The sequence below is a fragment of the Allorhizobium ampelinum S4 genome, from assembly GCF_000016285.1.
Taxonomy (GTDB): domain Bacteria; phylum Pseudomonadota; class Alphaproteobacteria; order Rhizobiales; family Rhizobiaceae; genus Allorhizobium; species Allorhizobium ampelinum.
The window spans coordinates 764,416-778,689 of sequence record NC_011989.1; the positions used below are offsets into that span (position 1 = coordinate 764,416).

Genomic DNA, 14,274 nt, shown 5'->3' on the forward strand with positions numbered 1-14,274 from the left:
TTGAGCAGAAAATTATGCAGCAGGGATAAAGTGCTATAGCGACCTGATTGCACTCGATAGGGTGCGATGACGTCGCTATAGTTTGCATTCCCTTCCGCATCAAGGGCAGACCAGTCGAACCCTGCGATAGAAGGCTTGCACCGGAAAGGCTAAGATGAGCACCGCACCCACCCTGTTGTTTACCGAGGCTCTCGTACTTTTGGGCGGCGCCGTGGTCGCGGCACCGATTTTCCGCAAGCTCGGCCTTGGCACGGTGCTCGGCTATTTGGCGGCAGGTGCCGTCATCGGTCCTGTCGCCCATGTCATCACCGGGGCGGAGGAAATCCTCTCGGTTGCCGAGCTGGGCATCGTCTTTCTGCTGTTCGTCATCGGGCTGGAGCTGAAACCATCGACCCTGTGGAAAATGCGCGCCGATATTTTCGGTCTCGGCACAGCTCAGGTAGTGTTGGGCGGTGCATTGTTGACAGGGGTGGCGCTGGCCTTTGACCTTCTTGACTGGCGTGGTGCGGTGATTGCAGGTTTTGGCCTGTCGCTCTCTTCCACGGCGTTTGCCTTGCAGATCCTCAATGATCGCAGCGATTTGAACAGCCAATATGGCCAGCGCACCTTTTCTGTCCTGCTGTTTCAGGATCTGGCGATCGTGCCGTTGCTGGCGTTGATTTCCATTCTCGGCGCTCAGGCGGCGCCTGCGCCCGGCTCACTGTGGATCGATATCGGTGTGGCCGTCACGGCGACGCTGGCGATGATCCTGGCAGGGCGCTACCTGCTCAATCCGCTGTTTCAGGTGATGGCCCGCACCGGCGCTCGTGAGGTGATGATTGCCGCGGCTCTGTTCATCGTACTCGGATCGGCGATGCTGATGCAGGCGGTCGGCCTGTCCATGGCCATGGGGGCCTTTCTGGCTGGCGTTATGCTGGCCGAATCCTCCTATCGTCATGAGTTGGAAGCCGATATCGAGCCATTTCGCGGCATTCTCCAAGCTTTGTTTTTTATGGCGGTGGGCCTGTCCGTGCAATTTGACGTGATTTTTGCCAATCTCTGGCTGTTGGCCGTGGCCGTGCCGGTGGTGATGCTGATCAAGGCGTTGAGCATCTATGGCCTGTGCCGGTTGGCAGGCTCCCGCCATGATGACGCCATTCGTATTGCCGCCATCCTGCCGCAGGGTGGTGAATTCGGTTTCGTGCTGTTTACCACCGCCGTTTCTGCGGGCGTGTTTTCCAGTGCGACGTCCTCGCTGCTGATTTCCATCGTCACACTTACCATGGCGCTGACGCCGGTGGTCGCGGCGCTCTCCTCACGGCTGTTGTCGCGCGACCAGCACGAGGAACTGGACGAGGATTTCGATGGTGCCGGTTCGGATGTGTTGATGATCGGCTTTTCGCGTTTTGGCCAGATCGCCGCCCAGGTCTTGCTGGCCAGTGGCCGGGACGTGACGATCATCGACGATTCCGCCGACCGTATTCGCCAGGCCGCCTCCTTCGGGTTTCGCATTTATTTCGGGGATGGCACGCGGCTGGACATGTTGAGGGCCGCTGGCATCGAAAAGGCCAAGGTGGTCGCGGTCTGTACGCAGAAGCGGGAGGTTACCGACCGGATCGTCGAACTGGTCGCCTCCGAATTTCCCCAGGCGCGGCTGTTCGTGCGCTCCTATGATCGTGTTCACAGCCTGTGGTTGCGGGCGCGCAATGTCGAATATGAACTGCGCGAAACGGTGGAATCAGGCTTGAAATTTGGCCGCAAGACCATCGAGGCCCTGGGTGTGGATGAGGACATGGCCGAGGCCATCGAGGCCGATATCCGCCGCCGCGACGATGAGCGTCTGCGCATTCAGGCGGTGGAAGGCATCAAGGGCGGCGCCCATATGCTGTATAACAGGCCTGTCCAGCCGGAACCGCTGATCAAACCCAAGCGGGGACATGAGACGGAGAAAGATCAGGACAAAGACAAAGAGAGGGAAAAAGACCGGGATACGGCTGCTTAGAGTTTGCCTCAGGAAAAATGGAACCCGGTTTTCCCGAAAAGGCGGACTCTAAAGCGCGACGCGTTTTATTGGATTCGGCTGAGCCGCGCTTTATCTTTTTTTGCGCATGTACGTTATCGTTCAACTGATCCCAGTTGAACGCGACATGCACTAGCGCTGGGCGAGAAGCGCAAATTGCGCCTCCAGCGCCCGCTTGACCTCGTCTTTGACAGGGGCTGACACCTCGAAGATCTGTTTGGCCTTCATGAAATCCATCACGCCAAACCCATTGACTGGCGGGCGCAGGAAAATTGCCGGTGGGCCAAGCTTCAGTTTCAGGGCGAGATGCGATTGCATCATCAGCTGAGAGGCGCCGAACAGGCTGTCGATGCGGTTCGGGATATCGTCCACTCCGACCGGGCCGCCGACGATGTCGATGCCGATGACGATATCGGCAAGGCCCATCAGATGTTCATAAGGCACGGGATTGAAAATGCCGCCATCGATCATCAGCCGCCCGTTCAACATGACAGGCATGAACAGGGCGGGAATGGCGGCGGAGGCGGCCAGCGCCTGATAGAGATCGCCGTCTTCGCTGACCTGTTCGCAATGGCCGTAATAATCGGTGGAGATCACTTTCAGAGGAATGCCAAGGCCGGAAAAATCATCGGGAATTCGAGATGGCAAAAAGGCGCGCAGAATACGCTCCAGGTTGAACTGTCCGAGCCGGAAACCGCCGATGGCATGGCGCATGGTCGGCGGGCGAAGGCCCCAGATCCGCTTGAACACTTCATTGCGCTTGCCGACGGTTTCCAGCGCATGGTCGCGCATTTCGGCTGCCGACATGCCTGCAGCCTTGCCAGCCCCGATAATCGCGCCAATGGAGGAACCGGCAATCGCCACAGGTTCGATTCCCATTTCCTCAAGGGCTTCCAGCACATGAATATGGGCAAGGCCCCGCGCGCCGCCAGCCCCCAGCGCCACGGCAACCGTCGGCGTGCTGGGTCCTACCTCAACGAGGGATTTTTGGGATTGGACATCCTGCGGCATGATTTCAAACGGACCTTTTGGAGCATTTCCAACACAAGCATCGATTGGCTTTCTGTCGGATATGCAAGAAAAATGCGAGAAAGCAGCCCGAAGCGTCTTGTGACATCGGAGACTGCTTTTCTCTGACAAACTCTATATCGCAGCGGATTTAAGAAATCGCGCTGCCGTTTCAACCCGGTCTATAGGTAAAGAATGAAATTCTTGTATCGCCAAAGATCCGCTCTTCCAGCAGAGCGAAAGCTTCGGGCGCCTGGACCAGGACATCGGCGCGCTCTTCCAGGAGAGCCAAAGCTCCAGGCACCAGCCAGCCGCCCTTGTCGGCAGCGGCAAAGGCCTTTTCGCCCAGGCCCTTGCCATAGGGCGGGTCGGCAAACAGCAGATGGAACGGTTCCATCGTGCTGACCGAACCGAGGTCGGTGGCATCGCGTCGCAAAATCTTGGCGCGGCCATGCAGGCCAAGATTGTCGATATTTTCCCAGAGCAGGCCACGGCCCTCGACGCTGTTTTCGACAAACAGCGCCGAACGGCAACCCCGCGACAGGGCTTCCAGCCCGATGGCACCGGTTCCCGCAAACAGGTCGAGAACCCGCGTGCCATCAAGACATTCGGGATGGGCATGCATCAGGATGTTGAACAGGCTTTCGCGTGTCCGGTCGATGGTCGGCCGGATGGCGTCGGTCTTGGGCGCGGCAAGGCTACGCCCCCGAAATTCTCCACCAACGATCCGCATGTCGGCTTACCTCTTGCCTTTGGGGCCAGAGGAAGGGCCACGCGATGGGCCACGCCCTGCATCTGATCTGGTAGAGCCGGGTCTGGCAGAACCGGGCTTCCCGCCCGGCTTGCCACCAAAGCCAGGCTTTCCACCGGAAGACGGTTTGCCACCAAACGAGGATTTGCCCGCCGGTTTTCCGCCAAAGGATGGCTTCCCACCAAAGGACGGCTTGTCGCCGGAAGCGGAACGGGATTTTGGCCGTCCGTCATAAGGCCGGTCGCCGGTTGGCCGCTCGGCTCTTTCTCCGGTGGGGCGACCGGAATAGGGGCGATCACTGCGGGCCGGAGCATCGCTGCGAGCAGGTCTTTCGCCCCGGTCCGGGCGATCTCCACGTGCGGGCCATTGGCCGCGCGAAGGCCGGTCACTGGGCGCTGCACGCTCGCCACGCGCTGGCCGATCACCATAGGCAGGTTTGTCACCATATGCGGGACGGGCACCACGATCTGCGCCATCCCGCTTGCCGCCAAAGCCTTCGCCAGAGCGTCCGCCACGTGCCGTCGGTTTGCTGTCGGGGCCTTCGGCGCGAATCCATTCGCCCTCGGCATCACGAGCGCGGCTGACCTTGACGCGCAAATCTTTATCGTCACTGCCGGCATACTGTCCACGATCCGGGTCGTGACGTGAAAGGCTCTTGGTCGGCGCGCCGTCCTTGGTGCGGCCATAACGCTTGGTCTGCGGTGCGCCATCGGGGCGGGCGCGAGGTCCGCTTTTGCGGGCCTCATCACTTGCCGTCTTCTTTTCAGACACTGGACGTGCGCCCGGTGCCATCCAGACATTGGCGGTGCGGCTCTGGCCAAGTGGCATGCGCTTTGGCTTGCCATCGCGGGCTGCATCGTCACCGTCACGGCCAGCCGCAGGTTTCCCCTTGAAGCCGGGCTTGCCGCCAAATCCAGGCTTGCTGCCGAAGGCAGGCTTTGCACCGTCGCGGCGGGTGTCGAGCCGGCTGAGTGCCTTTTCGCGGGCGTCCTCACGGTTGTCGAAGCCGCGCGGCTTGGCTGGCCGTGTGTCCTTCTTCCAATTGCCTTCCTCGGCTTTCGCCTTGGCTTTTGGCGCAGGCGCATCCTCTTCCTCGGCGGGGGCGTTGGAATAGAGCGGCGCGTCGAAATTGGCCTTGGATTCCTCGATCAGGCGCGGACCGAGCTGGTCGCGCAACATGCGGCCACGCACTTCTTGCACCTGGGATTCCGGCAGGTCGCCCAGTTGGAAAGGACCGTAGGAAATGCGAATCAGCCGGTTGACCTCAAGGCCAAGCGCGCCGAGCACATTCTTGATTTCCCGGTTCTTGCCTTCGCGCAAGCCCATTGTGATCCAGACGTTATGGCCCTGGCTGCGGTCCAGAACCGCGTCGATGGCACCGTAGAGCACGCCGTCGACCGCGATGCCGTCCTTCAGCGTGTCAAGCTTGGCCTGATCGATCTCGCCATAGGCGCGTACGCGGTAGCGGCGCAGCCAGCCGGTGGTCGGCAGTTCCAGCACCCGCGCCAAGCCGCCATCATTGGTCAGCAGCAGCAGGCCTTCGGTATTGATATCGAGCCGTCCGATCGACATCACCCGCGGCAATTCCTCCGGCAGGTTGTCGAATACGGTCGGGCGTCCTTCCGGGTCCGAATTGGTCGTCACCAGGCCGGACGGCTTATGATAGAGCCAGAGCCGTGTGCGCTCGATGCCGCGAATGGGCTCGCCATCCACTTCGATCCGGTCGGCCAGCGTGGCGTTCAGCACCGGGCTGTCCAGCACCTTGCCATTGACGGCCACGCGGCCTTCCATGATCATGCGTTCCACGTCGCGGCGCGAAGCGATACCGGCACGCGCCAGCAGCTTGGAAATCCGCTCGGGCTTCAGCGTGTCCTCGCTGCCGGTCTTGGCAGCAGGTGTTGCGCTCTTTCGCGGTGCCGCATCAGGTCTAGGGCGCGGTGCCGCATCCGATTTGTCACGCGGTGCCGCATCGGCCTTTTCGCCAAATTTTTTCTGGGCACCAAAGCTTTTTGGGCCGGATTTGCCGGGTTTTTCGGCAGATGTCTTGAAGGGGCGGCCAGCGGGCTTGCTGCCCGGCCGCTTGAACTTTTCTTTATCGGTCATTTTTTGCTTGCCTGTCGTTTGCTGTGTCCTATCAGTTCGCGAAGGCTTGGTTAAGTGGAAAGTTCATGCATCATGACGCTGACAATCCGTTTCATGGATGTTGCCCTGGAAGAAGCCCAGCTGGCTGGCGCGCGCGGCGAGGTGCCAATTGGTGCCGTGCTGGTCAAGAACGGGGTCATTCTGGCCCGGGCTGGCAATGAAACCCGTGCCTTGCAGGACGTGACAGCCCATGCGGAAATCCTGGCGATCCGCCGTGCCTGCGCCATTCTGGAGGATGAGCGGCTGGCTGGCGCCGATCTCTATGTGACGCTGGAACCCTGTACAATGTGCGCGGCGGCAATATCCTTTGCCCGTATCCGCCGCCTTTATTATGGCGCGCCCGATGAAAAGGGCGGGGGTGTTGACCATGGTGCGCGTTTTTACAGCCAGCCCACCTGCCATCATGCGCCGGATGTCTATGCCGGGATCGGCGAGACTGAGGCTGCCGCTCTGCTAAAGGACTTTTTCACCGCCAAACGGTGACGGAAATATCGCCGCGCCCCGAATGGGCGCGCGGCGGGCGGCGCGGCGCAAGCGATCAAAGATCGAACTGGTAGCTCTTCGGCACGAATCGGTAGCCGGTATCGAGCGTTTCCACATAGCCGACCGAGGGGAAGGGCATGTGATAGCCCAGGAAGGCGACCTTGTCGGTTGCTGCCATGTCGAACACCCGTTTGCGAGTGGCGGCGGCCTGAGCCTTGTCCATGTCGAATTTCACTTCCCAATCGGGACGTTGCAGCGACAGCACGAAATGGTTGGCGGTGTCTGCGGTCAGCAGCAGGCGCTTGCCCTTGGATTCGACATGGAAAATCATATGGCCGGGAGAGTGGCCGAAAGCCGCCTCGCCGCGAATGCCGGAGACCACATCGCCACCTTGATCGCCGAGGAAGGTAATTTTTTCAGCCAGCGGCTTCACATTGGCCAGAACCGCTTTTTGCGCGCCTTCTGCTGGTGTTCCAGCCCGGGCGGCATTGGTCCAGAAATCATATTCGCGCTGCCCGGCGATATAGCGGGCCTTGGCAAAGGCCGGTTTGCCCTTTTCCATTAACCCACCGATATGGTCGCCATGCATATGGGTGAGGACGACGATGGTGACATCTTCGGGCGAATAGCCTGCGGCCATCATGCCTTCACTGAGCCTGCCCATACCATTGGCGCGGCCCTGTTCGCCCATGCCGGTATCGAACAGGATGACATCAGAGCCGGTATTGATGAGCACCGGCGAAAAACCGTTGACGAATTTGTCGGTCGGCAGGAAATTCTTTTCCAGCAGCGCTGAAACCGTTTCCGGGCTCTGGTTGGTGCCAAAGGTCTCGCCCGGCTTTTCGGAAACCCGCGTGCCGTCCTTGATGACCACGACTTCAAACCCGCCGAGCTGGAACCTGTGGGTCTCCGGGGGCATGGCATGATTGATATCCATCGATGTCTCCGCTTGCGCGAAAGCTGCCCGCGCCATCAGCGCTGGGGCCGACAAGGCGCCCAAGGCAGCCCCCGCGATCATTGTTCGCCTGTTCATTGAAACCATTACAACCTCCTCGTCCCCATTTTCATCGCTTACAGCCTCAACAGGTAGCGGCGGGTCTGTGCCGTTTCAATGGCGTCGGGGATGTTTTCTCCGGCTCGCCAGATTTTCGGGGAAAAATTATCCAGCAAACAGAATGAATTGCGACGAAGTTGACGGCTTGTAAGCGATGAGTGGAAATGCGTAACGTGTACGTGATCGGCAGGCTTATCGGGACGATAACGATTGTCAGGTATGGGATGAGAGGACTAGAAGGACGCGCCGGGTGAGGCTTTTCGTCGGGCCTTGATATGTACGCCTGGTGGTCTGTTTGTGACATTTGATCTTCGATGATGCCGCAAGGGGATATCAACTTCATTTCCAATGGCCGCCATCTTTAAAGAGTGTTCTTCATGAATCGCATCGTTCCGCTCATCCTGGCCGTGGCCCTGTTCATGGAAAACATGGACTCCACGGTGATTGCGACCGCGCTGCCCGCCATTGCCAACGATCTCGGCGTCGGGCCGATCACGCTGAAACTGGCTCTGACGTCTTATATGGTGGCGCTTGCCATTTTCATTCCGGTCAGCGGCTGGATGGCGGATAAATTCGGGGCCAAGCAAATCTTCCGGGCGGCGATTGGGGTTTTTATCGTCGGGTCCGTTTGCTGCGCGATGTCCGGTTCGCTGGTGGAATTCGTCGCCGCCCGGTTTTTGCAAGGCATGGGCGGCGCGATGATGACGCCGGTCGCCCGTTTGGTTCTGCTGCGCACCAACAAGCGCGAGGATCTGGTCTCGGCCATTGCGCTGCTGACCATTCCCGGCCTTGTCGGTCCGCTGGCCGGGCCGCCGGTCGGTGGTTTTATCACCACCTATTTCACCTGGCACTGGATTTTTCTGATCAATGTGCCGATCAGCGTGCTGGGTGTCGTCTTGACGACAATTTTCCTGCCGGAAATCGAGCGGGTCGAAACCGCGCCGATCGACTGGACCGGATTTGCCCTGACCTCGCTGTCGGCGGCGGGCGTCGTTTTCGGCCTGTCGGTCATGAGCCTGCCAGCCTTGCCGCCGATTGTCGGTACTGCCGCAACTGTTATCGGCCTGTTGTGCGGCGTTCTTTATATAGTGCATGCCAGGCGCCATCCTGCACCGCTTCTGGATCTCACCCTGTTTCGCAAACCGGCCTTTCGCGCCGCCCAGATCGGTGGGACGCTGTTTCGGATTTCGGCGGGTGCCATTCCCTTTCTGATGCCGCTGATGCTGCAACTCGGCTTCGGCATGACACCGTTTGAATCCGGGCTGACCACCTTTGTCGGCGCCATTGGGGCGATCAGCACCAAATTCCTGGCGCGCCGGGTGTTTGCCGCCGCCGGTTTTCGCAGTGTGTTGATTGTGGCGGGCGTCTGCGGCGCCGCGACCACCTTTCTCAACGCGTTTTTCACGCCGCAGACCCCGCATGCGCTGCTGATGTTCTTCCTGCTGATGGCTGGTTTCTGCCGCTCGTTTTTCTTCACCGGCACCAATGCGCTGGGCTATGCCAATATCGACAATAACGAGGCCAGTCAGGCAACCTCAATTGCCTCGGTGTTGCAACAGATCAGTCTGGCGCTCGGCGTTGCTTGCGCGGCCTTCGTTCTGGAGATCAGCACCATGCTGACCGGTGGTCATCTGGATCTTGCCGATTTTCATGTGGCCTTTGCCGTCGTGGCGTTTTTGTCGCTGGCCGCGGTCATTCCCTATATCTTTATGGACAAGAATGCCGGTGCCGATGTGTCCGGCCATCGGCAGCCCTTGGCAGGTGGGGCCGCCACTGCGGAAAACCTTAGCGCCAAATAACGTGTGGGCAATAAAAAAGGCGGGAGCCTTTCGGTCCCGCCTTCTCTCTATTAACGCTGGCCTGTGGGGCCACTGTGAAATGCTTACTTGGTAACAGTTGCCGGTGTGGAGGCAGTGGTGCCTGAATCGGCCTTCTGCTCTTCCAGCGTCTTGAATTCCGGAGCGGACTTCAGCGTCTCAGCCGTTTCCGTCGTTGTCAGACGCAGCTTGTCTGCATTCTGCGCATCACGGGTCACTGTAATCTTGCTAACGGGAACGGCGACATTCTTTTCGCCGATGCCCAGGAAGCCACCAACGCCGATCACAGCTGCGACAAGGCCGCCATTCTGCTGCATGATCAGGTCCTTGATCTCACCGATGCTCTTGTCACCGGCATAGACGTTCTGGCCGACATAGTTGGATGCGGCCAACTGGTCGCTACCCTGCTGGGTCAGATAGGTATCCATGGCAGCCGACGCGCCAGGCGTGGTCATTGCAGGGGCGGTGCCGGTGCTTGGAGCAGTTGTGGTGGTGCCGGGCGTTGTTGGTGTCGTTGCACTCTGCGCAAAGGCCATTGGCGCGACAACAGTGGAACCCATGAGTACGGTTGCTGCTACAAAATTAAGGGTCTTGTTCATCTTAAACCTGCCTTTCGGTCTTTGTTTCGTGTCGGACTGAGGGAGAGCTAGTCGCTCATGAAAAGTGTGTTTTCATGAGCGTGAGTGACTGGCTCTCTGCTCGGCTCGGTAGTGAAATGCCCGAAAGAGGCAGGAGTTCCGATCATATTCTGCATTTTATTTCTGCAAATTGACGGAACTTTAGGCATAAAAATGAGTTTGGGCGCGCCTCGTTCAAAGACCAAGGGTTGAGGAGTGTGAGGCTGGGCTTTACAAGCGGAAGCTTGGCTCGTGTCTGCCCTTGACCGCGATATCGAGGACGAAGGTCTTGCCACCATGGGGATCGGCGGCCAGGCCATCGGCGTCGAGCCCTTCGGTGGCGGAGGTGACCAACAGGCGGTCGGCCTTGGCACCGATAAAGGCCGGGCAGGTGGTTTGGGCAGCGGGAAGCCGGTAGCGCGCCAGGTGCTGTCCTGTTCTATCGTAGTGATCGACGGCGCCAACGCCCCAACGGGCATTCCACAAGCCGCCCTCGGCATCGCAGACCGCACCGTCGATGCCACCATCCTTGCCGCGTCCGTCGATATGGACGGATGGCGTCCCGGTCGGAAGGCCGGTTGCCGGATCGAGACTGACCTTCATCAGCGTATTGACCCGCGTGTCGACATAGTAACCGAGGCTTCCATCCGGCGAAAAACAGATGGCGTTGGGAATGCTGATGCTATCATAAAGACGAGTCACCTTGTCGCCCGCCACATGATAGATCGCACCAGCCCCATCGGCTGCCGTCTTGCCCATCGTGCCTATCCACAGTGCACCGCAAGGATGGACCCGCCCGTCATTGGAGCGATTGCCGGGCCGTTCCGGTTCCAGCGCAGTCAGCAAAGTCAGTTCGCCGCTGGCAATGGCGCGGATGAAAATACCCTGTTCCGTCGCCAGCATCTGGCGTTCAGCATCGATCGTCGCCAACGCGCTGGCCATCATCGGCAGATCGTGGCGGATCGTCTCGCCCGTGGCAAACCGATGCTCGATCAGCCCCTTGCCGAGAATGTCGAACCACCAGGCGGTGTCACGCGCGACGTCATAGGTCGGGCCTTCACCCAGATGCAGGCGGGTATCGACCAGGACGGTGCCGGAATACGCTGTTTGCAAGATGGTCTCCTTCATCCAATCGCTGTGGCTCTCTTGTCTACTGCATAATTTTTGAAATCGGAATCGATTTAAGGAGAAATTATGCAGCGGATATAAAGCACTACAGCGAACCTTTGTCGCCATATAGGGCGCACGGCGCTGTAGTGCCTTCCAGGGAAAGTGGAAACCGGTTTTGCCAATCGCGTTTCATCTAGACCGCAGAGAACGCGATTCGAGCCGCTCGGATGGTTCCACGACAGCCGATTTGGTACGAATGACAATGCCAGGCAAAATAAACTGCGTGCGATGACGGCGGTTTCACATCCAGGCCGGCATGGCCGTCGTATTGGTCAACGTCGCGCAAGCAAAACAGGGAATACTTGATGTGCGAACCTGTTTTGTGGCGTTGGCCTATTTCGCGGCTTAGACGATAGAATTTTCTAAAAACCTGGTTTCAGGCCTTGGTATTGGCAGGATGGTCGATCTATAGGATGGGCAATTGCGTTCGGGTGGGCATCGTTATCGCCAAACGATAAGACCGGGAGCCTTTTTCTGTTACGGCAGGACTTAAATAAATGACCGGAAGATAAGTGAATGGATAGAGGGCTTCGTTAAATTATTCAGGACTGGCTTTTTTAGTTATCAATGTTTTTGGCTGTAACTGCCGGAATGCAGTCGGCATTCAATTTTCGCAATGTCCGGCTATAGCAGGTCTGCAACGGGTTGCGACGCGGTCGCGATATGTAAAGAGAACAAGGCTTTTTATCGATGGGTGACGATCTGGTCCATATGGCAATGGTTGCCGAAGATGCGGCCTCGAAATTTGCGACGGCAGAACGCTATGTGCGCGAATTAAGTGGCTATAAGACCCAGTTTGACGTTTTCAGGCTGATGAAGCGGTTGACTGACTTTTTCGGCGCCAAGGGTTTCATGGTCATGAATGTGCCTTCGGCTGGTGCAAAAACTTTGACCGGCAGCTCGGTCATCACCAACTGGCCTGCTGATTTTCTCAGCGAATACGACATGGCGTCCCTGCTGTCGTCCAGCCCGATGTTCAACCGGTTGCGCAACACCTCTATACCCGTTGTTTTCGATGTGCATGTGGTCGCCCGCGAACGCGATCCCAAGACTGTCGAGCTGGCGACGGACCTGTTTTTGCGGTTCGGCATGCCGCGCGGCGCCTGTTTTCCGGTTCATGATGCCCATGGCAACCGGGGCGCTGTCAATATTTGCGGTGAAATGCCAGCCTTTTCCTTCGTCGACATGGTGCTGCTGCAATATCTGGCCGGGCATGTGTTCAACCGGCTTGCCGAAATTCGCGAACTGGATGCACGGGTCACCGAAACGCTGACGGAGCGCGAGATCGAATGTCTGACCTGGACGGCGGCGGGCAAGACCTCCGTTGAAATCGCTGAGATCATGGGCCTGTCAGAACATACGATCAATCATTATCTCAACCGCGCCACCCGCAAGCTGGATACCGTGAACCGCACCCAGGCGGTCGCGAAGGCGCTACGGTTGAGCCTGATCAAATAGGAATGCGTGAGACATCTTCGATGTCTTGAATAATGCATCCGAAGGACGGCCTTCTCCGGCAGGTGCAACTTGCCTGAGGCAGCGGTTTGCGGCATGTATGCTGCAATGGGTCAGCACATCTCTTTGCATGTCACTCTTGGCTACATGCCATGTCTCGATAGCGCCCCACTGGTTGCGGCGGTGGAAAAAGGCTTTGCCTCCGACGAAGGCCTGACCCTGCGCCTGGTGCGCGAAACCTCCTGGACCCAGATCCGCGACCGCCTGACGGTCGGTCATTTCGATGGCGCGCATCTGCCTGGCCCCTTTGCGCTGGCCGCCAATCTCGGTTTTTCGCCGCTGGGCCCCGCTCTGCTGGTCCCCATGGCTCTCAATTTGGGTGGCGGCGCGCTTACTGTGTCGAATGCGCTTGCAACAGCCATGCAACGGGCAGGCTGGGAAAGCCACCTTCTGGAGCCGATGGCGGCGGGTGCCGCACTGAAACGAGTGGTGGAGAAACGTCGCGCTAAGTCCCTGCCGCCTTTGCGGATTGCCGTCGGCGATACCCATTCCAGCCAGGCCTATTATCTGCGCTACTGGCTTGCTGCCTGCAATCTGGACCGTGGCAGTGAGGTCGAAATGGTCTCATTGCCATCGCCGCTAATGGCGGATGGGCTTAGTGCGGGCGTGCTCGACGGATTTTCCGCGGCGGAACCGTGGAATAGTGTTGCGGTGGACCAGCAGGTCGGACGCATTGTTGCTGTGGCCGCTGCTATCTGGCGCGGCGGTCCGGACAAGGTTCTCGGCATTAGCAGGCAGTGGGGCGAGAACAATCCCGCCGCGCTCGATGCGCTGATCCGAGCGCTTTACCGCGCCGCGCAATGGTGCGGCAATCCCGGCAATACCGAGGAACTGGCCGGTATCATGGCGGCCCCCCGCTATCTCGGTGTCGAAGGCCGGCTTTTGTTACCCGGCCTGACCGGCGATCTGGTAACCGCGCCGGGAGAGGTTCAGCCGCTTGAGGATTTTCTGGTGCTGGAGCGCAAGGCCGCCAATTTCCCCTGGGCCAGCCATGCCCTGTGGTTTTATAGCCAGATGGTCCTTTGCGGTCACGTTGTCCATGCCCGTGAGCGGATTGCCGCGGTGCTCGAAACCTATCGCCCGGATCTTTATCGCCGCGCCCTCAGGCCGGTCTTCGCCGCCATGCCAGGCGCAAATATCAAGGTGGAAGGGGCGATGGCGGCAGCTGATTATGTCGGCGCTAGCAATGGCCGTTTGCTGCTTGGCCCGGACGGATTTTTCGATGGACGGGTCTTCGACCCTGACCGGCTGGAGGACTATCTTGCCGCTTCGCTAGTGGAATGAATTTGACATTTGATACCCCCCTTGCGGCACCCTCGAGGATCAAATGTCAAATTCTTAAATTCCACTAGAAACAGAGACTTGCTCGTGGTCCTGACGATTCCGACATTTGCTCTCGAGGGTGCTGCAAACGGATGCAAATGTCGGAATCGGGCCACTAGCGGTTCCGAGAAATTAAGATTGCAGCACAGAAACCCTATGACGTGAATGTTCAAAGCGTTGGCGCGGCTGTTTTTTAAGCAATTGCCGGAATGGCGCGGCTGGATTGTGGTGATTTCTTCAGCCAATTGGCGGCGTCTCCGGTGATTTGACAGGATTTACCGGGTGAAAAGCCCAATCTTTCGAGTTGGCACGGTTTGTGCTTTCAATACAGCAACAGGGTCCAGAGGGGACTTGGAGAAGGGCGGTCTGGAAATCGCCCTCACAAAACGCCGCCT

11 protein-coding genes are annotated in these 14,274 nt (G+C 58.8%); 5 read left to right on the forward strand and 6 right to left on the reverse strand.

The genetic code is table 11. The features are described from left to right. Window positions 1-154 precede the first annotated feature (154 nt). A complete protein-coding gene (locus tag AVI_RS03635; RefSeq protein ID WP_015915062.1) occupies window positions 155-1,981 on the forward strand; it encodes a monovalent cation:proton antiporter-2 (CPA2) family protein in 1,827 nt (608 codons plus the stop codon). 150 nt (window positions 1,982-2,131) lie between these two features. Here AVI_RS03635 and AVI_RS03640 read toward each other — a convergent pair whose 3' ends face one another. The 3 genes from AVI_RS03640 to AVI_RS03650 form a co-directional block, all read right to left on the reverse strand. After that, window positions 2,132-3,010, reverse strand: coding sequence for a patatin-like phospholipase family protein (locus tag AVI_RS03640; RefSeq protein ID WP_015915063.1), 879 nt, complete (start codon window positions 3,008-3,010; stop codon window positions 2,132-2,134). A gap of 169 nt (window positions 3,011-3,179) precedes the next feature. Beyond that, window positions 3,180-3,740, reverse strand: coding sequence for a 16S rRNA (guanine(966)-N(2))-methyltransferase RsmD (rsmD, locus tag AVI_RS03645; protein ID WP_015915064.1), 561 nt, complete (start codon window positions 3,738-3,740; stop codon window positions 3,180-3,182). Window positions 3,741-3,746: 6 nt separating this feature from the next. Next, window positions 3,747-5,861, reverse strand: coding sequence for a pseudouridine synthase (locus tag AVI_RS03650; protein WP_015915065.1), 2,115 nt, complete (start codon window positions 5,859-5,861; stop codon window positions 3,747-3,749). A 72-nt stretch (window positions 5,862-5,933) separates the two neighbouring features. On the opposite strand from AVI_RS03650, the gene AVI_RS03655 reads away from it, so the two are divergent. After that, the gene (locus AVI_RS03655) at window positions 5,934-6,383 is read left to right on the forward strand and encodes a nucleoside deaminase (protein ID WP_015915066.1); all 450 of its coding nucleotides are present in this window, start codon (window positions 5,934-5,936) and stop codon (window positions 6,381-6,383) included. Between the two features lie 55 nt (window positions 6,384-6,438). On the opposite strand, the gene AVI_RS03660 is transcribed toward AVI_RS03655, so the two are convergent. After that, the gene (locus AVI_RS03660) at window positions 6,439-7,416 is read right to left on the reverse strand and encodes an MBL fold metallo-hydrolase (RefSeq protein ID WP_041696258.1); all 978 of its coding nucleotides are present in this window, start codon (window positions 7,414-7,416) and stop codon (window positions 6,439-6,441) included. Between the two features lie 398 nt (window positions 7,417-7,814). Here AVI_RS03660 and AVI_RS03665 point away from each other — a divergent pair, with 398 nt between their 5' ends. Beyond that, window positions 7,815-9,236 (forward strand): DHA2 family efflux MFS transporter permease subunit, encoded by a 1,422-nt coding sequence (locus tag AVI_RS03665; RefSeq protein ID WP_015915068.1) that lies wholly within the window; start codon window positions 7,815-7,817, stop codon window positions 9,234-9,236. An 83-nt stretch (window positions 9,237-9,319) separates the two neighbouring features. Here the strand turns inward: AVI_RS03665 and AVI_RS03670 are convergent, their stop codons facing one another. Further along, the gene (locus tag AVI_RS03670; RefSeq protein ID WP_015915069.1) at window positions 9,320-9,853 is read right to left on the reverse strand and encodes a PRC-barrel domain-containing protein; all 534 of its coding nucleotides are present in this window, start codon (window positions 9,851-9,853) and stop codon (window positions 9,320-9,322) included. A 249-nt stretch (window positions 9,854-10,102) separates the two neighbouring features. Further along, the gene (locus AVI_RS03675; RefSeq protein WP_041696260.1) at window positions 10,103-10,999 is read right to left on the reverse strand and encodes an SMP-30/gluconolactonase/LRE family protein; all 897 of its coding nucleotides are present in this window, start codon (window positions 10,997-10,999) and stop codon (window positions 10,103-10,105) included. 759 nt (window positions 11,000-11,758) lie between these two features. On the opposite strand from AVI_RS03675, the gene AVI_RS03680 reads away from it, so the two are divergent. Both AVI_RS03680 and AVI_RS03685 read left to right on the forward strand, forming a co-directional pair. After that, entirely contained in the window at window positions 11,759-12,499 is a 741-nt protein-coding gene (locus AVI_RS03680; RefSeq protein ID WP_409050064.1) for a LuxR family transcriptional regulator, read from the forward strand. 93 nt (window positions 12,500-12,592) lie between these two features. After that, entirely contained in the window at window positions 12,593-13,840 is a 1,248-nt protein-coding gene (locus tag AVI_RS03685) for a CmpA/NrtA family ABC transporter substrate-binding protein (protein ID WP_234895240.1), read from the forward strand. The last annotated feature ends 434 nt before the right edge of the window (window positions 13,841-14,274 follow it).